Genomic DNA, 24677 nt, shown 5'->3' with positions numbered 1-24677 from the left:
TATTTAACTACTTGTAAAATACTATATCTGTGATAGTGCTTGGTGTAAATCAGAAATTATATCTTCTGTCTCCTCTAAACCAGTAGATAATCGAATTAAGCCGTCAGTAATATTACATTTTAATTTCTCCATCTGCGGCATAGAAGCATGAGTCATAGAGGCTGGATGTTGAACAAGTGTTTCAGGATCACCTAAACTAAAAGAAATTAGTGCCAATTGCAAAGAATCAATAAATTTCTTTGCCGCACAATATCCCCCTTTCACTTCAAACGATAACATTCCCCCCATATCTTTCATTTGCGCTTTAGCAAGTGCATGTTGTGGATGTGAAGTTAATCCAGGATAATATACTTTTTCAATAGAAGGATGAGTTTCCAGGAATTTTGCAATCATCATTGCACTTTGGCAATGCTGCTTCATTCTTACGCCTAGTGTTTTCAAACCTCTATCAATAAGAAAGGAGTCCCAGGAATTCAATACTTGACCTAAATCTCCAACTATATTTTGATGAATAAATTGGATGGACTCTAAATCTCCAATTATAAAACCTGCAATTACATCTCCATGGCCATTCAAATACTTAGTAGCACTATGAACAACCAAATCTGCTCCCATTTTCAAAGGCTGTTGTAAATAGGGAGTCATAAAAGTATTATCAATAATGACTTTAATATTATATGAGTGTGCGAGATCAGCTAATTCACGAATATTTAAGATTGTGAGACAAGGGTTTGATGGTGTTTCGATAAATAAAACTTTTGTGTTAATCTTTATTGCCTGCTCGACTTCTCGTAAATTAGTACAGTCAACAAAATCTGTTTCTATACCAAATCTTGGAGCCAAAGTTCTTAGAAACTTATAACTTCCTCCATAAACATCTTTCGTGCAAATTACATGGTCCCCACATTGAAGAAATGCTAATAAGGTGCTTGATATCGCCGCCATCCCACTACTAACCCCAAGAGCCGCCTCCCCCCTTTCCAAAGAGGCAATTTTTTTTTGGAGATTATTTGTTGTTGGATTTCCATATCTTCCGTAATAGGTTCCTTTAATTTCACCTGAAACAGTTGCTATTGCAGTTTCTGTATCAGGAAAGGAATACCCAACAGCAGGAATAATCTTCGTTACAATAGGACCTGTTTTCTTATGATCTGGCTGACCGTGAATTAAGGTTGTGCAATCTTTCCAATTCATATATTAATCTCCTTTCATTAATTATCCTTGCAATATCCGTGCCAATATTTTTAAATTTTTATTTTTTTAAATTCCCAGTAGAACTAGATATTTCATTGGCAGTTTTATTACTCTTTCTCATGCTTGAAAAGCACTTATGTCAACCATGAGAAAAATGATATCAACTAAGACAAATTTCTTTTGGATCAGATAACAACGAAAATGCTGCATCGATTATTTTTGAGAGGAACTATAAAGAAGAAAGTAAATTTGTCTTTGTAGTTGGTGCACATTTATTTTGGATATCCTCATGCTTTTTCTGTTGTTTCATATGCGAAAAAGACACCAACAAAGCAAAGTTGGCCAATGAACAGGCACTCAAAAGATTTTAGGAAAAGATGAAACGGAAGAAAAAACTAAACAATCATATAAAATGTTTTGTTCTCTCCCTATTAACAATAAGAAGCAAATTCAACACTTGCATTTAAAACACATTAAGCCATGGTTTCATTAAAAATAATGTAACTGCTATTGTACTTAAATAGAATATTAAAATAATAAAACAAAATAATATTACTCTTGAAAATTTTAATTATTTCAGTTATATTGATAGAAATATTTATACGGAATAGGCCGATTAACCAATATACTAGAAAATTAAATTATAAAATTTCCAATCCGATTACGGTGATATTTATTTATAAGAAATTCAAAATTTAAAAGCAATTTCTCTTTTCAAGAGCATTTTTTTGAAAACAAAAGTCAGATTATTCAATATTTTTTAACGGTTACAGATAAGTGATAAAAATTTTTTTGAATAGGTGAAAACTATGCAAATAGGATTTGATTTATCCCAATCTCAAACATTGAAACTTAAATTAACACCTGAACTTAAACAAGCAATTGACATATTGCAGTACTCATCACAGGAGTTAGTTGATTTTATTCAATTGAAGACTATTGAGAATCCCATCTTAGAAATATCAGAAAGTTCAATTGAAAATATATTCAACTGTCATCACACCCCTTCCAATTATTCTTACAACAAAGATACAGAATATGATCCTTTTGATTTTTATTCAGATACAAGAATCTCATTAGAGGAATATTTAATCGAACAAATTATGTTATTAAAAAATTTATCCCCTCTTCAAATAAAAATATTCAAATTTCTTATTGGAAATTTGAATACAGATGGCTACTTAGAAATCAATTCAGCTGATGCCTCTTATTATTTATCTGTAAGCGAAAATGAAGTAAATAGGATAATTAACCTTTTACAAACACTTGAACCTATTGGTGTGGGGGCAAGAAATCTGATGGACTGCTTATTAATTCAAATGAGAGCAAATAAACAAAACCAATCACTAGCTTATTCTATTGTAGAAAATCACTTAGAAGATTTAGCTGCCAAACGCTATCCTAAGTTGGCCAAGATACTACATGTCAGCGTAAATGAAATTCAAAACGCCGCAGATTACATAGCTACTCTTGACCCAAAACCGTGTAGACAATTTTTTGAATGTAAAAATCTCACACAATATGTTATACCTGACATAATTATTGAAAATGTTAATGGCAAATTAATTATTAAAATCAACGATACATTCTTACCTACTGTATCAATCAACGAGTATTATAAAAATAGTTTAAATAATCATGAGTCCAGTGAGTATCTAAAGAAGAAATATCAAGATGCTATGCTCTTGCTTAACAGTCTTACCCATAGAAAACAAACCCTTTTCCAAGTCAGCAATGCCATTATCGAAATACAAAATGAGTTCTTTCAATTTGGGTTAGGTCGCTTGAGGCCTATGAAATTGAAAGATATCGCAGAGAAAACTGGTTTTCATGAATCAACAATCAGTAGAGTGACAAGTAATAAATTTATTAAAACTAACCACGGACTATATTTATTAAAAAACTTATTTACAACAGGCATTGATGGTTTAAACAGCGAATCAGAATCATCCTTTGACATTAAGAAAAAAATGGAAAAACTCATTAGAGAAGAAAATAAACAAAAACCTTTTTCAGATCAGCAAATAGTTAGATTACTAGAGAACGAAGGGATCCTCCTCGCTCGTCGTACTGTTACAAAGTATCGCGTTGAAATGGGAATTCCAAGTTCATCTAAACGAAAAAGATATTAGTTTTTTTCTTTTGCTTAAAAGACTGCATTCTTTTGAGCTCCTTTATATAAATATAAGAAGTGAATCTAAAGAAAGAGCCTTTTTAGTGAGGATTCATCACTTTTTTGCCAACATACAGCTCCTTGCTAATAAATCCTTTATTGATTGAGACTTCACAACTAGGATTGAGTTTTCTTTCATATTTTTTCTGCTTAAAGTCGTTTTACCAAAGTGTTGTATCTTAGAAATAAGTGCAAAAAAAGAGTGCTGCCTCTTCTCAGCACTCTTACAACTATCCGGTCCCATTAAACATTCACTTACATTAGAAAATGATAATAAATAATAATGGATTAAGCTACTGCTATTTGAAAAACGAGTGGGTATTGATGTAATTTCCCTTCATAGACTTTTTGCATTTTGTATTCATCTAATAAATCATAAGGGGTCATTAAACATGGAGGCTTATTAAAAAATAGAACACCACTGTCATGCAAAATCGATGCAACAAATTGCGAACAAAAATAAGCATTTTTACGATTATATGGGATTTTTAGTAAAATAAATAAAAGCCCAAGTAAATTGTATCGATAATTGCTTTGTTCTTTCTCCATCTGCTCAATTTTATTCTTCATTTTTTCATATTGTGTTTGCGTCACAGAAATGGAATAAATAATACACCTACTGTTTCGAAAAAAACTATGCTGCACATTTTCCTTCACAAATCCCCCGATAAATGGATTGCTTGGCTTTCTTCTTCCAAAACTATAAACTTCATTTAATTGCGGATCAAAAGAAATAGATGCATGATTATGGGGCTTTCTTGTAAAAAATTTAATACAACGTGTAAATAAAGTGCCTGTATCCGTTAAAATAATATATACATTTCTTTCAGTCACACAAACACCCCTCCTTCACATTATAATTTTCTTATCGAAATAGCTGCTTCCTTTGTAAACACTTTTAAGCAAAAGTTATAATCTTTAAGACTCCTCTTTGATATCATATAGAGTTAACCGCCGACTGGAAACAAACTCTTGTATTATTTTTATCTACGTCTTTAGACTTAAAAAAGTTACATAAAAAGCATACTTACTTAGAAAGATAATAATTCTCTATAAGTAAGTGTGCCTTATTTAAAAAATCATGCTTTCTTTGCCAGTTTTCAACTCTAGCACAGTATCTGTGTAACCACAATTTCCCTATACTTCGTTCTCATTGAGTAATGGTGATTCAGCTCTTCCCATAATCATTTGGTAATCTGGAAGAATCGGCAAGGAACCAACCTTTGTTGCTACTATTGCCCCCAACCTATTGGCTTGATCTATATAAGACTCCATCTCTTTTTTACAAGCTGGAAATCCCTTTTCATAAATACAAGCAAGAATCGTTGCCATAAACGCATCGCCTGAACCATTCGTATCTATTGCCTTTATCACCTTTCCAGCCATTTGGACTTTTTCCTCGTATAATTGTCCAATTGCCCCTTTCTCACCCAAAGTAATTAACTTGAAAGGTATTTGGAACTTCTCCAAATTTGCTAAGCCTTTCTCTACCGATTGAATCTCTAATAAAAAGAGAAGTTCTTCTTTTGACATTTTTAGGATATCTACAAAAGACAAAAATTCCATGATCACTTGTCTACATTCCTCTTCATTATTCCATCTTTTAATCCGAATATTTGCATCAAAAGCAATGATTAAGCCTTTTTCCTTTGCGATTTCAATCGCCTTCTTTGTTGCTACTCTTGCACTTGGATGAAAGAGTGTCCCAGAACCAAAATAAAAGATCGATTTATTTTCAAAAGATGATTCCTTAAGATCTGATTCTAATACCACTTCATTCGGCGTTTCATTTTCATATTTATGAAACTCTCTCTCTCCAGATGCATCTAAATGAACATATACTTTCGATATTTGCTTGGTTGGTGTACGAACGCTGTCTTTAAGATTTATTTTTTCTTTTAACATTTCCTTTTCGACAAATTGGCTATCTTCTCCACTTCCTAGTTTCGTAAGATAAAAACTGGGAATAGCAAATCTACTGATATGTACTGCAACATTCACAGAAGCTCCCCCTAAACTTCTTTCAAAACAATTATTATCACTCGATTGTGAAACATAATCGATAAACGCATCGCCAAGAGACAGGATTCCTTTTCGTTCCATTTCGTGATTCTTCCTCTCTATCTTTTTCTATCTTTCTAGTATATCTTCTTTTATTTCTTTCGCTAATATTAATTAATGAAACTTCTGTATTTCTTTCTACGTTATACTTTATGTATTTTTTCATCAAAAAAATGGAATTTACAACTAAGTCTAATTTTATATTCAATATATCATTCAGCTTTTGCTAAAATTTTGATATGATAGATAGGCGTATGTTTTCGAGTAAGAATATAATTTGGGAATGAATGGATAAAATAGGAGTGAAAAAATGTTGGATAATTTATGGGATTTAATAGTTGCCTTTATTTTGGGCATAGTAGAAGGTTTGACGGAATTTGCACCTGTATCATCAACTGGACATATGATACTAGTCGATGATTTATGGTTAAAGTCAGGGGAAATTTTTTCACCTGAAGTAGCTAATACCTTTAAAGTTGTTATTCAATTAGGATCGATTTTGGCAGTAGTAATCATCTTTAAAGATCGTTTCTTAAATATTCTTGGTTTGAAAAAAACAATTAATGGTGAAAAAGTAGTCGGACATAAATTAAGCTTAGTACAAGTTATTATTGGGTTAATTCCAGCTGCTGTTTTAGGACTTCTTTTTAATGATTACATAGATGAACATCTATTTAATTTTAAAACGGTTATATATGCTTTAATTGTGGGTGCAATCCTAATGATTATCGCAGACTTTACGCAAAAGAAGAAGAAACCAACCACGACTTCGTTGGATCAAATTACAAATAAGCAAGCATTTTTTATTGGTTTATTTCAATGTATCGCCCTATGGCCAGGCTTTTCAAGATCTGGATCAACGATATCTGGCGGTGTACTGATGGGGCTAAGCCACCGGGTAGCAGCTGACTTTACCTTTATCATGGCAGTACCGATTATGGCTGGTGCAAGCTTTATCTCTTTACTAAAAAATTGGGAATACATCACATCTGCTGCTCTCCCATTCTTTATCGTTGGATTTATCAGTGCGTTTATTTTCGCATTAATTTCTATACGATTCTTCTTAAAGCTAATCGATCGAATTAAATTAACACCATTTGCGATTTATCGTATTGTGCTTGCTATCATTATCATTGTTGTGTTTATTTAATAATATTTATAAACAAAAAGTCATCTCCTCTGAGATGACTTTTTGTTTATGTCCACCTATTTTTCTTTATAGATTCTTTTCGTTGTTTTTCACTCTTCACTTCTAATATATCTAACAAGAATATAAAAATCGGAATGCCTACAATTAATCCCCATACTCCAAAGAAGTGTTCGGAAAATATTAAAACAATAAATGTGAAAAAAACTGGTAAATCGGTCTTAGAAGACATTAATTTAGGATTTAATATATATGCTTCAAGCGCATGAATTACCACAATTAAGATAACAATTGAAATGACATGTGATATTCCTCCGACCGTGTAACCGATAATACATAATGGGATAGAGGAAATAATAACCCCGGCAACTGGTATTAGACCTAGTAAGAAAATCATAATACCTAATCCAAATAATTGAGGAAAGCCTAAGAAATACAAAGCAGTGGTCGTTAACACACAATTAATAAGAGCGATTATAAATTGTGCTTCTATTACTTTTCCAAAGGTTGCCACAAATTTCTTACAGAAATATTTACATTCAAAATAAATGGATGCTATTTTACTTGTATGAAAACGAGTAGCAAACACCCGTAATCTTTCTTTTTCCAACAAAAAGAATAGGCTTAATACTATCGCCATAAACACTTGAAGCAGATTTCCCCATATATTTGTAAAATACTTAAATATAAAGGTAAAGCCCTGATGTAAATAGGTCGTTACACTAAGATTATTTATTGTATTAACTATAAAATTCAAGACTGCATTGTCATGTGGCTGCATATAAAAGTCTGTGATTTGGATAACCAAAATCGAGATTTGCTGGATGACAACAGGTAAATAGGTGGAAATCCCATATATGAGCAAAAATAACACAGTAAAATATAGCAAAATAACTGCAATCGTTCGTTTTATCGCAAATTTGCTTGTAAAAAACTGAACAAGTCGATCCATTAAGTAAGAAAATATAAAAGTAAATAAAATGAGATTTACCATACTACGTACAAAGTAAAGGATCAAACCAATTAAAAACAAAATTAAAAATCTTTTTACTGCTTTTTTTTGAAAAAAATGAAGCAACATCTCCATGCATAAGACTCCTGACGATTTAAAATACCTAACTACAATAAAATTTCCTTTCTTTATCCTTTATTATTAATCCAAAAATGAAAAATAACAAGAAAAAATGTTTGTTTTTTCACAGATTAATTTCAATTCCATTATCTAAAGAAAAATTTCCATTTAATCCATTCTGCTTTATCCAATTTCCAATTGCAACAAAATCACAGTCCATATGAAAAGAAAGGCTTTAAGGTTATCCCCCTAAATGCCTTCCTCTTGCTTATTAATCCTTTACTCGTTTAAATGGCCACCAGTTTGCTTCTCCAAAATTCTTTACAAGAACAGGTATAAGCAATGGCAAGATGATAAATGCATATAGGAATAATCCAACTAATACAATGCTCGCTATCTGTAATAAAGATAACATTCCTGATGGCATCATCGCTGCAAATGTTCCCCCTAAGATGATAGCCGCAGAAATGATGACTGTTCCCATCTTCTTCATTGCTTCTAACATCGCATCTTTTATCGTTAAATTCTTATATTCATTAAATCGATCCATAAGGAAAATACTATAATCCACACCTAAAGCTACTAAAATAACAAATCCAAAGAATGGTACTGCCCAACTGATCCCAGAATAACCAAGCAGATTCACGTAGATTGCCTCATTTATTCCAAGTGTTGTATAGAATGTTAAAATTAACGATCCAATAATATAAGCTGGCATAATGATAGACCGGAATAAAAAGATTAAAACAATCGAAATCCCAATCATCATCCAAATAACAGTATTTGTGTAATCGCCATTGGACATAGTGCGAAGATCTGCGTTGGTACTAGTAATACCAGAAACAGCAACTTCCGCATTTTCAAGCTTAGTTCCCTTTGTTACTTGATCAACCCTATCTTTTATCCTATCAATTTGATCAATTGCTTCATTTGAATATGGATTGTCGGAGAATACAACATCAAATGTCATGATTTTGCGATTTGGGGATAGGTACGTATCTAAAGCCCCTTTAAATTCATCACTCGCTAATACTTCATCTGGAATGTAGAAACTGTTTGTTTCGTTTTTAGATAATCCAGATAAATAATCCGTAGCAGAACCTAAGCCATCTGATACTTGATCTAATCCTTCAGCACTTTGTGATAATCCATCCGTTAATTGGCCAATCTGACCACCTATATTATTAAAGCCATCTAGTAATTGCTTTTGCCCATCATTAATACTACTTAATCCATTCGTTAATTTAGGCATATTGTTCACGATCTGCCCTTGACCATCTGCTAATTGGTCTAATCCCTTTTGCTGTTGGTCAATGCCATCTAGTAATTGCTGCAGTCCAGTCGAAATATTTGCTTGATTTTTTAATATTTCTGTATAGCCTGCATTCGCTTTACTTATGCCTGTTTGTAATTTAGCTAACTCTGAATTTAATTGATCGATACCAGCACTAATTACGGGTAATTGTTGTTGTGCTCCTAAAAATCCTGCTTTAATTCCTTTATATGCTGGGTTATCAGCTATTCCAGCATAAGTTCCTTCTAAGGAACCAAATGATTCTTTTGGGACCTTATTTAGGCCTTGTGCTAATTGCTCTAAACCTGAACTGATTTTTTGATATTCCCCTAGAATAGCGGATAGACCCTTCTCTGCCTCTTTATATCCAGCTTGTAATTTATTATGCTCATTCAACAGTGCTTCTGCCCCTGTTTTTGCCTGTTGTAATCCTGACTTTATTTGATCAGAACCAGCAGACCCTTGGCGAATGCCTTGTTCAATTTTTTCTAAATTAGTTTGAATTTCTCCCAAACCAGATTTCACATCATTTGTGCCTTTAATGAGCCCATTAATCCCATCTGCTGCATCATTCAACTGTGGTCCTGACTTTTGCAGTTCATCTCCGGCACTGTGAAGCCCCTTACTTATTTGATCAATTCCTTCTTTTCCTTGGCCCAAACCTTCTTCCAAGGATTTCGCTTGATTAGAAATATAAAGATCTTCAATGGAGTCTCCCATTGGTCTCGTTACAGACCGAACTTTATCGACTAAATCTACTTTAGCTAATTCATTTGTAATCGTATCTGCTAAAGATAAATACTCTATTGTATCTAATTCGTCATCATTTTTTAAAATAACCGTTGTTGTCATGGACTCTCCTGGTCCAAAGCTGTCCGCAATTGCATTAAATGCTTTTATCGAAGAATAATCATCCCCAATTTCTTCTAAAGAATTAAAAGAAATATCACCATCATAAGTAACAAGGAATGGAACACAAATACATGCTACAACCAATAAAGATAGCAGCGGTCTTTTTATAGAGAAATTACCTGCTATTTCCCAAATTTTGCTGTCTCCATGCTCTGCCGACCCTTTAGATGGCCAAAATAATTTCTTCCCTAATAACAGCATAAAAATTGGTACAACCGTAAATAAGGCGATGAGTAAAATAGCTACCCCTACTGCTACGGCTGAGGCAGATTGGTAAAGCACAAATTTAGAAAATCCTATCGCGGCAAAACCAATCATTACTGCAACACCGCTAAAAAAGACCGTTCTTCCTGCATTTTTGTATGTTTCTACTATCGATTCCCAAATACTTTCCCGATGTATCATTTCCTCTTTAAACCTACTTAATAGTAGAATACAATAATCCGTCCCTATTCCAAAGAGAACAGCAACCAAGAAAATTTGAGTATACGTAGAAAGTGGGAAATTAAATTTATCTACTAGAATAGATACAATAGATTGGGACGCTAAGTATGTAAGTCCTACTGTAATTAAAGGAATAAATGGCGCAACTACCGATCTAAAAACAATTAACAATACAGCCAGAATGAAGACAACCGTGATTCCTTCTGTCTTCTTTAATCCCTCTTGAGAACTATTTACTAAATCCTGATCAATCATCCAGTTGCTGGTATAATAGTGATCCACATCATATTTTTCAATTGTTTTATATAATGCGTTGCTAACCTCTTCCGCTTCTCTATCGTTCCAACTAATAGTCAATGATGTGAGGATGGTTTTTCCATCATCTGAAACCAATTGGTCCTTTAATTCCTCCTTTTCAAACGAGGAAAGTATATCTGTAATTCCTAACTTTTTCTTATTGGCTTCTAATGCATCCACTGCTTTTTTCGCTTCCGCAATATCTTTTTCCGTCAACTTCTTATCATTATGAAAAACTAATGCCACTGTTGACTGTTCTCCTGCATTTTTCTGATTCTGAATCTCATCAAGAATTTTTCCAGCTTCAGAAGAAGAATACTCATCAGGAATGGTAATCTGCCCTTTTTCCTTCACTAAATCTCCCATATTTGGAGCTATTATAAATAAGCCGACTATAGCGATAATCCACGCTCCAAGGATAAACCATTTTCCTTTTAAAATAGCATTCAACTTTATTCCCCTCCAGCTTCTATTCTTTATTTCTCTTCAATTAATCTATCTAGCTTGGCATACGTGTCTATAAAGTTTTGAATTTCAGCTTGATCAAATTGTGAAATAACAGACACAATCACACTTTGAATTTTTTTCTCCATCTCGCCAAATATCACTTTTCCTGCTGGAGTTAAAGTTAAATAAATCACACGCCTATCCTTTTCATCTCTTGTTCTCTCAACCCATCCCTTTTCAACTAAGCGGTTAATGATCGGAGTAATGGCACTTTTTTTCACCCCAAATACAATCGCAAGCTCTGTAGATGTACATACTTCCACATTGTTGATATGGCGCATTGTAAAATGCTGTTCTGTTGTTAGAACATCTCCTATTTCTTGTCTAATTAACTGATCAAATTTACGATTAACAGAAAAATTTATACTTACATATCGATCAATAATCTGATTTATCTCTGCTCGATTAATAATATTCACCCCACATCTATTTAGTTAAAGGGTTTAACTATTAAACATTTTAACTTTATTTTTATTTTTATGTCAATACAAAATTTTCATGCCAAAAAAGAAATAACAATAGCACTAAGAATGCAATACTTCCTCCATTAATTGATTATGCTATAATAAGTAAAAAATTAATGGAGAATAAGAATATGTTTACAAATATCTCAATGAAAAATACACTTATGGAAAGTCTAGGAATCAATATTGTTGAAGTAAAAAATGGGGTATGCATTGCGACGATGCCAGTAGATGAACGAACAAAACAACCTTTCGGCTATCTACACGGCGGAGCTTCCGTAGCTTTAGCAGAAACTGCTGCAAGCATTGGGGCAGCTAGTCTAATTGATCCCAAAAAACAAGCGGTGTTTGGCCAAGAAATAAACGCAAACCATATTCGCTCGGTAAAAGAAGGTCTTGTAACCGCAACTGCTACAGTTATTCATCAAGGAAAATCCAGTATGGTTTACGAAATTAAATTAGCGAATGATAAAAAGGAATTAATATGCATCTCACGGTGTACGCTGGCAGTAATTTCTTTAGAGAAATAGGTTGTTTTAAGGAATTGGGAGGTGAAATTTCATTTTAGTTGATATTTGTGGGCGGTTGGCTGATTCCTCCCTCCCTTTGGCTGATATTTCGGGAGTTTGGCTGATTCTCTCTTCCTTTTGGCTGATATTTCGGGAGTTTGGCTGATATTTCGGCACTTTGGCTGATTCCTCCCTCCTTTTGACTGATATTTCGGGAGTTTGGCTGATTCCCCACTCCCTTTGGCTGATATTTCGGCTCTTTGGCTGATTCTCTCTTCCTTTTGGCTGATATTTCGGCTCTTTGGCTGATTCTCTCTTCCTTTTGGCTGATATTTCGGCTCTTTGGCTGATTCCTCCCTCTCTTTGGCTGATATTTCGGCTCTTTGGCTGATTCCTCCCTCTCTTTGGCTGATATTTCGGCTCTTTGGCTGATTCTCTCTTCCTTTTGGCTGATATTTCGGGAGTTTGGCTGATTCTCTCTTCCTTTTGGCTGATATTTCGGCTCTTTGGCTGATTCCTCCCTCTCTTTGGCTGATATTTCGGGAGTTTGGCTGATTCTCTCTTCCTTTTGGCTGATATTTCGGCTCTTTGGCTGATTCCTCCCTCTCTTTGGCTGATATTTCAGGAGTTTGGCTGATTCCTCCCTCCTTTTGGCTGATATTTCGGCTCTTTGGCTGATTCTCTCTTCCTTTTGGCTGATATTTCGGCTCTTTGGCTGATTCCTCCCTCCTTTTGGCTGATATTTCGGCACTTTGGCTGATTCTCTCTTCCTTTTGGCTGATTCCCCACTCACTTTGGCTGATTCTCTCTTCCTTTTGGCTGATATTTCGGCTCTTTGGCTGATTCCTCCCTCCTTTTGGCTGATATTTCGGCTCTTTGGCTGATTCTCTCTTCCTTTTGGCTGATTCCCCACTCACTTTGGCTGATTCCTCCCTCTCTTTGGCTGATTTCTTCAATTTTCTCCCCCCATTCAGCACTTATTTTTCCAATCAACACAAAAAGTGCACGTAAAAATCAGCAAATTGATTTTTACGTGCACTTTTCTCTTATCTATATCTTATTTACAAGTATACAATCTTGCTTCATACGGTTTCAATGAAATAGAAGTAGTTGGCTCATGTTCTTCAACTGGGTAATTTGCTAACAGTAGATTTTCATGCTCCAATTCGACGACACGATTTTCAAACACTGCCTCTTCTGCTGATAAATTAGAAATGATCACCATCTTCTTATCATCTAGGGTCCGAGTATAAGCAAAAACCTGTTTATTCTCTTCATCCACTAAATCAAAAGTTCCATATGTTAAAATTGGACCTGATTTTTTCAACTCTATCATCTTCTTATAAAAATGATAGATAGAATCTGGATCTTGCTTTTGACTTTCCACATTGATATCTAAATAGTTTGGATTCATTCCCATCCAAGGTGTATGATCAGAAAAACCAGCATATTCATCACTTGACCATTGCATTGGAGTTCTGGAATTATCACGGCTAGTAGACCAAATAATCTCCATTACTTCCTTATGACTAAATCCTTCTTCCCGTTTCAATTTATACAGGTTTTTCGTTGCCACGTCATCATATTCCTCTATCGTAGGAAATTGAACATTTGTCATTCCTATTTCTTGCCCTTGATAAATGAATGGAGTTCCTTGCATAAAGAAATACATCATTCCTAACGCCTTGGCACTTTCTTTCCAATATTCCTTATCGTTTCCCCATGTAGAAACAGATCTTGCTTTGTCATGGTTTTCAATAAACAAAGCATTCCATCCCTTGTTTTCTAAACCCTTTTGCCATTTATTTAAAACCTGTTTCAATTCCATAACATCGACGCCATAATTTTTTTCGTTATCCCATAAATCTAAATGTTCAAATTGGAAAACCATATTAAATTTCCCTTTTGTTTCTCCCACCCATAGCTCTGCTTCTTCCACCTTTACACCATTGGCTTCTCCGACCGTCATAATATCATATTTAGCAAATGTCTCATTCTTTAACTCTTCTAAAAATGGTTGAATTCCTTCTACATTCATATGCTTATCAAAAGATGGGACATAGTCTAAGCCTAGTGGATTATCCATATCTTTTAATCCTTCTTCTTTTTTAATATGACTGATGGCGTCAATTCGGAAACCGTCAATACCTTTGTCAAGCCACCAATTAATCATATTGTATAGAGCTTTTCTTACTTCTTCATTTTCCCAATTTAAATCTGGCTGTTTTGTTGAAAAAATATGCATAAAATATTGTCCAGTTGCCTCATCCAGTTTCCAAGCAGAGCCTCCAAATATACTTTCCCAGTTGTTCGGCTCCTTCCCATCTACTCCATCTCTCCAAATATACCAGTCTCTTTTCGGATTATTTAAGGAAGACCGAGATTCTACAAACCATTCATGCTCATCACTTGTATGATTAATTACTAAATCAATAATTAACTTCATGTCACGTTGATGTACTTCATATAGAAGCAAGTCAAAATCATCCATTGTTCCAAACTCATCCATAATATCTTGATAATCACTAATATCATAGCCATTATCATCATTTGGCGATTTATACATTGGACAAATCCAAATACAATCAATCCCAAGTTCTTTTAAATAATCTAATTTAGTTATAATTCCCTTTAAATCCCCTATTCCATCTCCATTTGAATCCATGAAACTTCTAGGATAAATCTGATAAGCTACTGCCTCTTTCCACCACTTTTGAGTCACTATAATTTCTCCCTTTCTACATCTAATTTCTGTTTTATTACCACATTAAAGGTTGTTTTATTCCGCTACTCGACAACAAGAGTTTCTTTCCACCATTTTCGCAGGTACGGTAATTCGCTTAGTTACAGCATTAGGATATTTAATATCATCTAGTAAGCATTTGGTTGCTTCAACACCAAGCTGAAAAATATTAATATCGACACTTGTTAAGGAAGGCTTCATATACTTACCAGTTGAAATATTATTAAATGCGACAATGGATAAATCTTCTGGAATAGATATGGAAAGTTCCTCTGCATAGCTAATTAATTCAATCGCAATAAAATCATCTGAGACAACAAACGCTGTCGGTCGACTCTCCAAATTCAAAATCTCCATAAGCTTCTCTTTTGTTCGATCCACTAATTCCTTATCATAAATAATTAATTCTTTTTGATAAGCAATTCCATTTTCCTTTAATGCTTGCTTAAAACCTTTCAAACGATCAATCGTAAAAACCATTTCCATATTGGCTCCAATAAAGGCAATTTTCTGGTGACCTAATTGAATTAAGTACTCGGTAATTTGTTTCGTAATAAACACATTATCATTATCCACAAATGTAATTCTTTCAGCATTTTGATAGGGTCTCCCAATAACAGTAAATGGAAATTTATTTAGTAAAAGATAATCCATAATTTTGTCATTCATTTTACTATATAATAGAATAATGCCATCTACCCTTTTTCCCTGTACCATCTCGATTACTTCCTGCAATATTTCCTCTTCTGATGCCCCAGTTGTTAAATAAATGCCAAACTGACTTTTTCTTGCTTCCAAGCTGATACCTCTTAAAACTTCTGGAAAAAATGGATTTTCTAGCACTCTCTCTGTCGAGTGTGGCATGACAATTCCGATTGTTTTCGTACTCTTAACTACTAAGCTTCTTGCTTGAAGGTTCGGATGATATCCTAATTCCTCCATTGCTTCCCGTACTTTGCGCTTCGTTTCATCACTTATTTTCGGATGATTCGCCAGTACCCTTGAAACAGTGGATGGAGAAACATTTGCTAATTTACCAACATCTTTAATGGTTACTGCCATACTTTCCCCTCCGTTATTTTCAGCACTACAATGGTAAACGCTATCATTTTATATTAAAAAAATTGTTTTATCATTCACCTTTTGTGCAAACGATTGCACTAACATATGTAGAATATACCATAGGAAGAGCTTTATATCAATAAAAAATATTTAGATGACAGGATTTATATTCCCTTTTTTTACAGTATAGGCACAGAGAATCACTCTCTGTGCCTATGTTGTCACATATATTCTCATTCATTATTGACTCTCTAGAAAAAAATCAGTCAATTTATTATCCTAACATTATTTGTCTATCGATTCTAATTCCTTTATCATCGGAGGATTTTCAAGTACCGTATCCATATAATTTCGTCCCCAGCTATACATAGCATCTAAAATGGGCATAAGCGATTTCCCTTCATCTGTTAAGGAATATTCTACTTTTGGAGGGACAACTGGATAGACAACTCGTTTTACTATATAGTCATTTTCTAACTCACGCAATTGGTTGACAAGCATACGCTGTGTAATTCCGGGAATTAAAGCTTTTAGTTCACCAAATCGCTTTGTTCCTTCTTTACCCAAATGCCAAAGGATTAGCATTTTCCATTTTCCGCCTATTATGCTTAAGGTTAGTTCTTTCTCACAATTAAATTCTTTGCCTGCCATTCGTTCCATCATCATTCCTCTTTCCTTAAATGATACTTAGTATACTTTTAGACACTATATAAAAAAAAAGTGCGTACTTACTTAAATGGATTATAAAACGTATAATAACGGTTGTACAGAAATTAGACATATTTCAGTCTTCTTTGTGCAAGATAAAACGAAAAAAAGAAAAGGAGCTAATCAAAATGAAATTACAATTAGCATTAGATTTAGTTAATATACCACAAGCAATCGAGGTTGTTTCTCAGGTTGAACAATATGTTGATATCGTTGAGATTGGTACACCTGTAGTAATAAATGAAGGTCTTCACGCTGTTAAGCAATTAAAAGAAGCTTTTCCTAATTTGTCTGTATTAGCGGACTTGAAAATTATGGATGCAGCTGGTTATGAAGTAAGCCAAGCGGTTAATGCTGGTGCTGACCTTGTCACTATTTTAGCTGTGGCTGAAGACGAATCCATTAAAGGTGCTGTTGCTGAAGCGAAAAAGCTTGGTAAAGAAATTCTTGTCGATATGATCGCTGTTAAAGATATTAAAACACGCGCACAACAACTTGATGAGTTTGGTGTTGATTACATTTGTGTTCATACTGGATATGACTTACAAGCAGTTGGTAAAAACTCTTTTGAAGATTTAAAAGCAATTAAGAGTGTTGTCAAAAATGCTAAAACTGCAGTTGCAGGTGGCATTAAACTAGAAACATTGCCAGAAGTGATTGCTGCTCAACCAGATTTAGTTATAGTTGGCGGAGGAATTACTAGCCAAGAGAACTTAAGTGAAGCTGCATCTAAATTTAAAGAACTAATTGCTCAAGGATAAGTAAATGAAAACAAGCGATTATCTTGACCAAGTCATTCAAGAATTAACGGAGGCAGGAGCACTTATTGCAAATGAGGACTTAGAAAAGCTTGTCGAACGTATTCTTCAATCAAAAAAAGTTTTCGTTTATGGAGCTGGCCGTTCTGGGTTTATGCTTAAATCATTTGCGATGCGAATGATGCACATGGGAATTGATGCTTACGTTGTTGGAGAAACGGTTACTGCTACTTATGAAAAGGATGATCTTCTCATTGTAGGAACCGGTTCTGGTGAAACAAAAAGTATTATAACCATCGTAGAAAAAGCAAAAAGTATTGGTGGAAATATTACAGCCCTAACTATTTCTCCTGATTCTACTATTGGGAAGCTGGTTGATCAAGTTATTAAAATGCCTGGTTCACCAAAAGATCGAGGAAATAATGAAGCGAAAAGTATTCAGCCAATGGGTTCCTTATTCGAACAGTTACTCCTTATCGTCTTGGATAGTGTAATTTTAAAATACATGGAAATAAAAGAATTAGATTCCAGTAAAATGTATGGGAAGCATGCTAATTTAGAATAGATTTTTCCTAAAAAAGAAAAGGATAGATAAAGCATCCTTCATATGCTAAATCTATCCTTTTTCTTTTACTAATCAGAACCTCCACCACAGCTTGAACAGGAGCTATCAGAGGAGCAAGAGCTGTCTGATGAACAGAATACCGATCCAGTTCCACAGCTTGTGCAGCTTGCGGAACTATCACTACTCATTTTCATATAACTGGAAAATTCTGCGTAATGAAAATAAGATACAGATAAATAAGGAACAAGCATGGAATTGAATTTTTGTTCCCTTTTACTTTTTTTCATTTTGTCATAGATGGTACTTTTTTGATAATCTCTAACCTTCTTTACCGATTTTTTCATAGCGGTAATCAGCGCATAAATAGTAGTATGATATTTCGTATCCGTTTTAAAATATCGATTAAATAATTCGTCTTCAGATAAGTTTTTAAAGTCTTCGATAATAGTTGGATGAACAGGATATCGAAAAAATCCCTTATATAAATAGATATTCTCTTTTCTTATAAGAAAAAGTTCTGCATAAACCCAATCAAAAAATCCTCGTAAATCAGGATTAGATTTCCCTTTTACATTAGGACTGTGATGGAGAGTTGAGCCTAAGTATTTATGGGAGAAATCCTTATATTCTCGGGTAAACATGAGCATCTGATGCCATAATTCATCAACTTTCACACTAAACATAGGAGATTCTTTTAAAAGAGAGGTTAAAACAAAATATCGTTTTAAATCAAGTAAGCGCCATTCATACTCATTTTCTCTTAACTTGTTCTCTCTCCTTACTCGTTCTTCTACATTTTCCATATAACTTCTAGTAAGAGATTGTTCTAGGTCATCACTTAGTTTTTTTAATCCTTTAATTGGCTGAATCTCTAATACTTTAGGAGATGCGCCAAATTTAAAGGTGAGTCTTGTGCGCAAAAATAGAATAATCCAAATCATAATAACGGTAAGTAGAAGCAGCCATGCCATCTCATCTCTCCCCTTCCAATTAACGGCATTATCTAATTTATAAAGATTAAATTAGAGATTAATAATACGAACTTTATTATGTAAAGTTCCGCCTTTACATTTTTTTAATATTTTATTAATATTAAAACATTTAACTAGAAGCTTATAAAAAATACACCACTAATGGCTAAGTGGTGTACGCATAAAATAATATGTGTAAATTCTTAATTCCCTTGTTATGGGAATTAAGAATTGGTATAATCACTCTATTCTTTTAGCATAAATAATATAGCGCTGCGGTGCATTGCCAACAAAGCGAAATGGATAGCATGTTGTCAGGATAAGTTCTTCTTGTGTATCATCTAGTGTAATAATTGATTGATCATCGGCCTCGACTATTTTAGTGGCAGTGATTTGATAAGAGAATTCTCCATATGGTAAAACAATTTTAAGCTCGTCGCCTATTTCTAATTCTCCTGCTCTCCTAAAGACCGTATCACGATGGCCCGATAAGACGATTTGTCCATTTTCATCTGGATAGAAGCTGCCTTTATAATGTCCAACCCCTTTTTCCAAATCATCTGGATCTGTTCCTTCTACAATTGGTAATTCCCCATCAATTTTGTCGATCTTTAATAGTCCAACAGCATCTCCAATAGATGGGACAAAACGTTTACTTTCTTTATCCACCCACTTTTCATTCCCTTTGTTAATGGCTGCCTTAGCTTCGGATAAAGAATTCTTAGTTTGCGCTTTCGTATCCATAATATTCCAAACGCCATATCCAATAAAAAGTACTCCACCTAATATAAGCAGGAGGGATAACCATCTAGTCCACTTCATATCATCCTATGCCTTTCTTTTATAGTTTATTAAAACAACTATTTCTTATTACGAACAATACTATTGCTACTTTGATTAAATTGTAAGCTATTGTTACAGTATCTGGCAATAGCTTTCCTTCTCTACTATTGTATAAATGGTAATTACTTATACTAAAGATAACTTAATCATGTGAAATTTATATTAGTCAATTGTAAATTTATCAATTGAAATAGAGAATTTCGTAATCTATTAATGTCTATTAAAAAAAGGACCACATGTAAATGAACGATGTGATCCAATACTATCTTTATTTAGAAACAGCTATCGCTTCTGCTATATTTGCAGCGTGATCTCCTACTCTTTCTAGATTGCTAATGATATCGACAAAAACAATTCCTGCATCCCCACTACATTTTCGTTCATTCAAGCGACTGATATGCTTTTTTCGATATCTTTTCTCCATTTTATCAATCTCTTCTTCATTCGTAATAGCTTTTTTAGCAAGCTCCTTATCATTTGCAAAAAAGCTTTCATATGAAGTTTTTAGCGTTTCCACTGTAAAATCATACATTTCTTCTAATTCTACTTTTGCATCTGCTGAAAATTCTACTTTTTTATTGATTTTATACTCTACAAGCTCTACGATATTTTCCATATGATCCCCGATTCTTTCAATATCTCTAATAGAATCAACTAAAATAGAAAATTCTTCACTTTCATGAGGTGTAAGAGCTTTAGATGAAAGTTCGACTAAATATTTGGTAATTTCTTTATCTAAATTATTTATCCCTTGTTCGTATTGCAGTGCTTTTTCTTTATATTTCTTTTCTCCAGTCTGCAAATATTTAAATGTTTCTTCTAAACCTTTTATCGAGAATTCCTTCATTCTCTCTAGCTCTTCCTTTGCTTGTCCTAAAGCAATCGAAGGAGAATGCTCAATAAATGTTGTATTTAAGTGCTGAGGCTTCGTAATAATTGCTCCATCGTCTCCAGGAATTAACTTTGTCACAAGCCAAGCTAGTGCAAAGATAAAAGGAAATTGAATAATTGTATTGGATACATTGAATATCCCATGCGCAAAGGCAATTGTCATTGGTTCATTTAATCCAAGAACACCCTGTAAATACGAAATAAAATGCGTAAATGGCACCAAAATTATTACAAATATCACTGTCCCAATAATGTTAAAGAGTACATGCACCATCGCCGCTCTTTTTGCAGCTACAGAAGCACCAATGGCAGCAAGAATTGCTGTAATTGTTGTTCCGATATTATCTCCAAATAATACTGGTAAAGAGGCTTTCAGCGATATAGCATCGGTTGCAAATAACTCTTGTAAAATTCCAATAGTGGCACTAGAACTTTGAACAATTAATGTTAAGACTGTTCCAACTACTACTCCTAAAATTGGATTGTTACTCATATTTACTGTTAATTCATGAAATGCTTCTAAAGAACGTAACGGCTTCATGCCTGTACTCATTAATTCTAATCCATAAAACAATGCTCCAAAACCAAATACAACTTGTCCTAATGAAGTAATTTTTGTATTTTTAAAGAAGAATAAAAGAACAGCACCCGCTGCAATAATTGGTAAGGCATATGCTCCAATATCAATTCCAATAATAAAAGCCGTAACCGTCGTACCTATATTTGCCCCCATAATAACCCCAATGGCTTGGCGTAAGGTCATGAAGCCAGCACTTACTAATCCTACCGTTATGGCTGTTGTTCCTGAGCTGGACTGAATTAAGACCGTTACAAAAATCCCAGCCAATACTCCCATAAACGGGTTTGTCGTAAACCGGTCTAAAATTTCTTGAAGACGATCACCTGCAGCATTCTGCAAACCATCTCCCATATATTTAATACCAAAAAGAAATACCCCTAACCCTCCAAGAAACTGGAAGATCATCTCTTGATAATTTATTTCCAAATGTTTGTCCCCCCCTAAATCCTTATACTGTTAAGACAGATACCAAGTTATCATAACAACACTCGACAAGAATTTACACTATCCTTGAATATTATTTACATGAAATTAATATCGTTTACGAAAAATTTACATTTAATTTTTAAAAGAATAATTGACATTTTTTACTTTGTTTAAAACACAGAGAAAGCGTTTAATATATAAATCCATAAAAAATTCGGTTTTTATCCAATTCCTCTTGAAATGTTTTATGTTAAGATAGTAATGTTTTTCCTTATAGATTTCAGGAAAGAATTATCTTGCAAGGAGCGTAATACCATGATTGATAAATTAAAACCAATTCCCTCTTTATCTTCTAATTCCGTATTCTTAGCCGCTTTATTGGGAATGGTTGGCGGCTTTTTAGATGCGTATACTTTTATTAGCAGGGACGGCGTATTCGCCAATGCGCAAACAGGGAATATTGTTTTGTTTGCAGTGAACGCAGCAACTGGCGAATGGAGAGAATCCCTTCATTATATTCCCCCATTAATAGCTTTTGTTTTAGGAGTGCTAGTCTCAGAAATTGTGAAGATTCCTTCTTTAAGAGAGATCTTATACAGCTATAGACGGTCGATTCTAATATTGGAATGTATTGTCTTAATTATCGTCGGCTTCTTGCCGGCATCTGTACCAAACATTATTGTGACAACAAGTATTTCCTTTGTATCATCCTTACAAATATCTACTTTTAATAAACTCGATAAATGGGCCTATAATTCTACAATGACTACAGGTAATTTACGAACTGCGACGCAAGCGGCTTATGCTGCTTTTATCAAGCAAAGTCAAGAGGCAAGAACCCAATTTAAAGAGTTTTCCCTTATAATCGGCTCTTTTATTTTCGGAGCGTTACTAGGAACATTTACAACCTCTCAATTTGGCACTAAAGCTATCTGGATATCTGCCATCATTTTAATTATTGCATTAGTTCTCTATCATAAAGATAAAGGATATATTCGTAAGCGTTGTGCAAAATAATTAATGTGAAATAAAAGGAGAAAGGCTGATTATTGGCAGCCTTTCTCCTTTTTATTTGCTATTCATAAGGCTATATAGTTCTTCCCATCTTCTTTCCAGCCCTTCCTTTTCCGATAAAAATTGTGCTAAGCTCTCCCATTCCGTCTCTGTTTCTATTCTTCTCTCTACTTCTGATATCTCCTTCTCCAATTCTTCCAGTTCATTTGCCAAATCCACTAGATTAACGGCTGATTCGGTTCTTTGGCTTTTCTTAATCGGCTGCATCTTTTTTTTCGATGTTATTGTTTCGTCTATATGCACTTGTGTCCTTTTCCTTTCCTGTGACTTTTCTCGTGCATACGTATAATTTCCTTCATAGCATTGAATCTCTTGTGACTCAATCCAATAAATCTTCTGAAAAAGCTTATTTAAAAAATAGCGATCATGGGAAACAGCCAGTATAGTACCATCAAAATTCTCAAGAGCGTCTTCCAATACTTCACGAGAATCAATATCTAAATGATTCGTTGGTTCATCTAAAACAAGCAGATTAATTTCTTGATGCATCAGCTGGGCTAATCGTAGCCTCATTCTTTCTCCGCCACTTAAATTGGCAGTCTTTCGAAAAACAGAATATCCATAAAAGAGAAATTGCGCTAAAATATGTCGTGCCTCCCCTTCTGTCACAGATACTGCATTTCGAAAAGCCTCGATAACTGTTTCTCCTTCCATTTCTGTTAAGGTATGCTGAGAAAGATAACCGATTTTAACATTACTTCCAATCTTGATTTCTCCTTCATCTGCCTTGATTTGCTGAAGAATCATTTTTAATAAAGTTGATTTCCCTGTACCATTCTCTCCAATAATAGCTGCCCTATCCTTGTAGTTAATCTTTATCTGTACATCTTTAAATAGGATTTGCCCTCCAAAACTTTTTGAAACATTGCGAAGTTGAATTACGTCCTTCCCACTTCGATCACTTGATTCCATTTCAAAATTCATTTTCTTTCTATTAATAATTGGGCGGGCTAATTTTTCCATCCTCTCTAAAGCCCGTTCCATGTTTCGCGCACGCTTATGAAGTCCTTCATTAGGCGGGTTGGCACGATTGGCCCATTCGCGCAAGCGTTTAATCGCTTCCCTCATTTTCTTGATTTTCTTTTGCTGTTCCTCGTATGCTTGAAATTCTCTTAAAAGCCTTTCTTCCTTTTCCTTCGTAAAATTAGTGAAATTAGTATGATAGGTCGTTACTTCTCCATCCTCTAAATCGATAACTTTTTGAATTACTTCATCTAAAAAGTAGCGATCATGTGAAATAAGTAAAATGGTTCCACTATAATCTTGAAGAAACCTTCCTAGCCACTCCACTGCCATTAAATCTAAATGGTTTGTCGGCTCATCTAATAAAAGGAAATCTGGTTCTTCCAGAAGAATCATGGCTAAACCAATTTTAGTTCGTTCTCCTCCACTTAAATCTCCATATTTTTTGTTTACTAAATGCTGAATATTTAACCCGTTTACAATCTTTTCAATCTTGGCATCCATCTCATACCCGCCAGCATTTGTAAAAAATTCTTGCAGTTTTCCATACTCCTCGATTAAAAGCTGTAATTGGCTTGGAGAGTTGTCCTTCGCCATTTCCTGCTCCATCTGTTTCATCTTCTCTTCGATGATAACTAGATTTGAAAATGCTTGCTTTAAAACATCTTTTGCCATCCATTCTGGTTTAAATTCTGGTATTTGTTCTAAATACCCAATTTTCATGCCTTTTTTCCAATGTATTTGCCCAGCATCTGGTGTTTCCTTCCCAGCTAGAAGCCTAAACAAGGTTGTCTTGCCACTTCCGTTTCTGCCAACAAGACCTACTTTTTCCTTATCCTTGATCTCTATAGAAATATCTTCAAATATCGTGTTTCCTCCATACATTTTCGCTATCTTATTTACGCTGCAAATAATCATTTTACCGCTCTCCTTTGTTATGATTATCTCTTTTCCCAACCTCTAAACGGACGATTCCAGTCCATTTAAAGCAACACAAAAAGCCATGGAAAAACAATTTC

Annotated in this window: 20 protein-coding genes; 6 read left to right on the top strand and 14 right to left on the bottom strand. The window is 34.2% G+C overall.

The window, feature by feature from the left end; translation table 11 throughout:
* Window positions 1–21: 21 nt before the first annotated feature.
* Window positions 22–1194: a trans-sulfuration enzyme family protein gene (locus tag NiCM35_RS06880; RefSeq protein WP_095330463.1), complete on the bottom strand. Its 1173-nt coding sequence runs from the start codon at window positions 1192–1194 to the stop codon at window positions 22–24.
* An 809-nt stretch (window positions 1195–2003) separates the two neighbouring features.
* On the opposite strand from NiCM35_RS06880, the gene rpoN reads away from it, so the two are divergent.
* Window positions 2004–3326, top strand: coding sequence for an RNA polymerase factor sigma-54 (gene rpoN / locus NiCM35_RS06875; RefSeq protein WP_095330461.1), 1323 nt, complete (start codon window positions 2004–2006; stop codon window positions 3324–3326).
* A gap of 329 nt (window positions 3327–3655) precedes the next feature.
* Here rpoN and NiCM35_RS06870 read toward each other — a convergent pair whose 3' ends face one another.
* Both NiCM35_RS06870 and NiCM35_RS06865 read right to left on the bottom strand, forming a co-directional pair.
* Window positions 3656–4201 carry a hypothetical protein gene (locus tag NiCM35_RS06870; protein ID WP_095330459.1) on the bottom strand — a complete coding sequence of 182 codons (546 nt, stop codon included), beginning with the start codon at window positions 4199–4201 and terminating at the stop codon, window positions 3656–3658.
* A gap of 303 nt (window positions 4202–4504) precedes the next feature.
* Window positions 4505–5470 (bottom strand): carbohydrate kinase family protein, encoded by a 966-nt coding sequence (locus tag NiCM35_RS06865; protein ID WP_123260635.1) that lies wholly within the window; start codon window positions 5468–5470, stop codon window positions 4505–4507.
* Between the two features lie 268 nt (window positions 5471–5738).
* On the opposite strand from NiCM35_RS06865, the gene NiCM35_RS06860 reads away from it, so the two are divergent.
* Complete coding sequence (locus NiCM35_RS06860) at window positions 5739–6578, top strand: undecaprenyl-diphosphate phosphatase (RefSeq protein ID WP_171509900.1); 840 nt, start codon at window positions 5739–5741, stop codon at window positions 6576–6578.
* A gap of 46 nt (window positions 6579–6624) precedes the next feature.
* Here the strand turns inward: NiCM35_RS06860 and NiCM35_RS06855 are convergent, their stop codons facing one another.
* The 3 genes from NiCM35_RS06855 to NiCM35_RS06845 form a co-directional block, all read right to left on the bottom strand.
* Entirely contained in the window at window positions 6625–7662 is a 1038-nt protein-coding gene (locus NiCM35_RS06855) for an AI-2E family transporter (RefSeq protein ID WP_095330456.1), read from the bottom strand.
* A 256-nt stretch (window positions 7663–7918) separates the two neighbouring features.
* On the bottom strand, window positions 7919–11044 hold the full coding sequence (locus tag NiCM35_RS06850) for an MMPL family transporter (RefSeq protein WP_433779013.1): 3126 nt from the start codon (window positions 11042–11044) through the stop codon (window positions 7919–7921).
* 26 nt (window positions 11045–11070) lie between these two features.
* Complete coding sequence (locus NiCM35_RS06845) at window positions 11071–11520, bottom strand: MarR family winged helix-turn-helix transcriptional regulator (RefSeq protein ID WP_123258165.1); 450 nt, start codon at window positions 11518–11520, stop codon at window positions 11071–11073.
* A gap of 176 nt (window positions 11521–11696) precedes the next feature.
* Between NiCM35_RS06845 and NiCM35_RS06840 the strand changes: the two genes are divergently transcribed.
* Entirely contained in the window at window positions 11697–12095 is a 399-nt protein-coding gene (locus NiCM35_RS06840; RefSeq protein ID WP_171509903.1) for a hotdog fold thioesterase, read from the top strand.
* A gap of 29 nt (window positions 12096–12124) precedes the next feature.
* Here NiCM35_RS06840 and NiCM35_RS06835 read toward each other — a convergent pair whose 3' ends face one another.
* The 4 genes from NiCM35_RS06835 to hxlR form a co-directional block, all read right to left on the bottom strand.
* Window positions 12125–13030 (bottom strand): hypothetical protein, encoded by a 906-nt coding sequence (locus NiCM35_RS06835; RefSeq protein ID WP_433779011.1) that lies wholly within the window; start codon window positions 13028–13030, stop codon window positions 12125–12127.
* Between the two features lie 101 nt (window positions 13031–13131).
* The gene (locus NiCM35_RS06830; RefSeq protein WP_433779009.1) at window positions 13132–14796 is read right to left on the bottom strand and encodes a glycoside hydrolase family 13 protein; all 1665 of its coding nucleotides are present in this window, start codon (window positions 14794–14796) and stop codon (window positions 13132–13134) included.
* A 57-nt stretch (window positions 14797–14853) separates the two neighbouring features.
* Window positions 14854–15879, bottom strand: a complete 1026-nt coding sequence (locus tag NiCM35_RS06825; protein ID WP_163187821.1) for a LacI family DNA-binding transcriptional regulator — start codon at window positions 15877–15879, stop codon at window positions 14854–14856.
* A 285-nt stretch (window positions 15880–16164) separates the two neighbouring features.
* Entirely contained in the window at window positions 16165–16539 is a 375-nt protein-coding gene (hxlR, locus tag NiCM35_RS06820; protein WP_095330446.1) for a transcriptional activator HxlR, read from the bottom strand.
* Between the two features lie 176 nt (window positions 16540–16715).
* Here hxlR and hxlA point away from each other — a divergent pair, with 176 nt between their 5' ends.
* Window positions 16716–17348, top strand: a complete 633-nt coding sequence (gene hxlA / locus NiCM35_RS06815; protein WP_123258169.1) for a 3-hexulose-6-phosphate synthase — start codon at window positions 16716–16718, stop codon at window positions 17346–17348.
* A gap of 4 nt (window positions 17349–17352) precedes the next feature.
* Entirely contained in the window at window positions 17353–17910 is a 558-nt protein-coding gene (gene hxlB / locus NiCM35_RS06810; protein WP_163187823.1) for a 6-phospho-3-hexuloisomerase, read from the top strand.
* Window positions 17911–17978: 68 nt separating this feature from the next.
* Here the strand turns inward: hxlB and NiCM35_RS06805 are convergent, their stop codons facing one another.
* The 3 genes from NiCM35_RS06805 to NiCM35_RS06795 form a co-directional block, all read right to left on the bottom strand.
* Window positions 17979–18881, bottom strand: a complete 903-nt coding sequence (locus NiCM35_RS06805; protein WP_095330443.1) for a UCP032817 domain-containing protein — start codon at window positions 18879–18881, stop codon at window positions 17979–17981.
* A gap of 240 nt (window positions 18882–19121) precedes the next feature.
* On the bottom strand, window positions 19122–19703 hold the full coding sequence (locus NiCM35_RS06800; RefSeq protein ID WP_095330442.1) for a class D sortase: 582 nt from the start codon (window positions 19701–19703) through the stop codon (window positions 19122–19124).
* A 289-nt stretch (window positions 19704–19992) separates the two neighbouring features.
* Window positions 19993–21621, bottom strand: coding sequence for a Na/Pi cotransporter family protein (locus NiCM35_RS06795; RefSeq protein ID WP_171509906.1), 1629 nt, complete (start codon window positions 21619–21621; stop codon window positions 19993–19995).
* A 315-nt stretch (window positions 21622–21936) separates the two neighbouring features.
* Between NiCM35_RS06795 and NiCM35_RS06790 the strand changes: the two genes are divergently transcribed.
* Window positions 21937–22638, top strand: a complete 702-nt coding sequence (locus NiCM35_RS06790; protein ID WP_095330441.1) for a YoaK family protein — start codon at window positions 21937–21939, stop codon at window positions 22636–22638.
* A 51-nt stretch (window positions 22639–22689) separates the two neighbouring features.
* Here the strand turns inward: NiCM35_RS06790 and abc-f are convergent, their stop codons facing one another.
* Window positions 22690–24576, bottom strand: a complete 1887-nt coding sequence (gene abc-f / locus NiCM35_RS06785) for a ribosomal protection-like ABC-F family protein (protein ID WP_163187827.1) — start codon at window positions 24574–24576, stop codon at window positions 22690–22692.
* Window positions 24577–24677 lie beyond the last annotated feature (101 nt).

The sequence above is a fragment of the Niallia sp. M35 genome (genome assembly GCF_050971705.1).
Lineage (GTDB): Bacteria > Bacillota > Bacilli > Bacillales > Cytobacillaceae > Niallia > Niallia circulans_A.
Note: the sequence above shows the minus strand (reverse complement) of the source record. Positions and strands in the feature narration are given on the sequence as shown.

What these genes read in the sequence shown, in the direction of transcription:
- NiCM35_RS06880 (WP_095330463.1), bottom strand. Translation starts at nt 1,194, where the DNA reads ATGAATTGGAAAGATTGCACAACCTTAATTCACGGTCAGCCAGATCAT.
- rpoN (WP_095330461.1), top strand. Translation starts at nt 2,004, where the DNA reads ATGCAAATAGGATTTGATTTATCCCAATCTCAAACATTGAAACTTAAA.
- NiCM35_RS06865 (WP_123260635.1), bottom strand. Translation starts at nt 5,470, where the DNA reads ATGGAACGAAAAGGAATCCTGTCTCTTGGCGATGCGTTTATCGATTAT.
- NiCM35_RS06860 (WP_171509900.1), top strand. Translation starts at nt 5,739, where the DNA reads ATGTTGGATAATTTATGGGATTTAATAGTTGCCTTTATTTTGGGCATA.
- NiCM35_RS06855 (WP_095330456.1), bottom strand. Translation starts at nt 7,662, where the DNA reads ATGGAGATGTTGCTTCATTTTTTTCAAAAAAAAGCAGTAAAAAGATTT.
- NiCM35_RS06840 (WP_171509903.1), top strand. Translation starts at nt 11,697, where the DNA reads ATGTTTACAAATATCTCAATGAAAAATACACTTATGGAAAGTCTAGGA.
- NiCM35_RS06825 (WP_163187821.1), bottom strand. Translation starts at nt 15,879, where the DNA reads ATGGCAGTAACCATTAAAGATGTTGGTAAATTAGCAAATGTTTCTCCA.
- hxlR (WP_095330446.1), bottom strand. Translation starts at nt 16,539, where the DNA reads ATGGAACGAATGGCAGGCAAAGAATTTAATTGTGAGAAAGAACTAACC.
- hxlA (WP_123258169.1), top strand. Translation starts at nt 16,716, where the DNA reads ATGAAATTACAATTAGCATTAGATTTAGTTAATATACCACAAGCAATC.
- hxlB (WP_163187823.1), top strand. Translation starts at nt 17,353, where the DNA reads ATGAAAACAAGCGATTATCTTGACCAAGTCATTCAAGAATTAACGGAG.
- NiCM35_RS06805 (WP_095330443.1), bottom strand. Translation starts at nt 18,881, where the DNA reads ATGGCATGGCTGCTTCTACTTACCGTTATTATGATTTGGATTATTCTA.
- NiCM35_RS06800 (WP_095330442.1), bottom strand. Translation starts at nt 19,703, where the DNA reads ATGAAGTGGACTAGATGGTTATCCCTCCTGCTTATATTAGGTGGAGTA.
- NiCM35_RS06790 (WP_095330441.1), top strand. Translation starts at nt 21,937, where the DNA reads ATGATTGATAAATTAAAACCAATTCCCTCTTTATCTTCTAATTCCGTA.
- abc-f (WP_163187827.1), bottom strand. Translation starts at nt 24,576, where the DNA reads ATGATTATTTGCAGCGTAAATAAGATAGCGAAAATGTATGGAGGAAAC.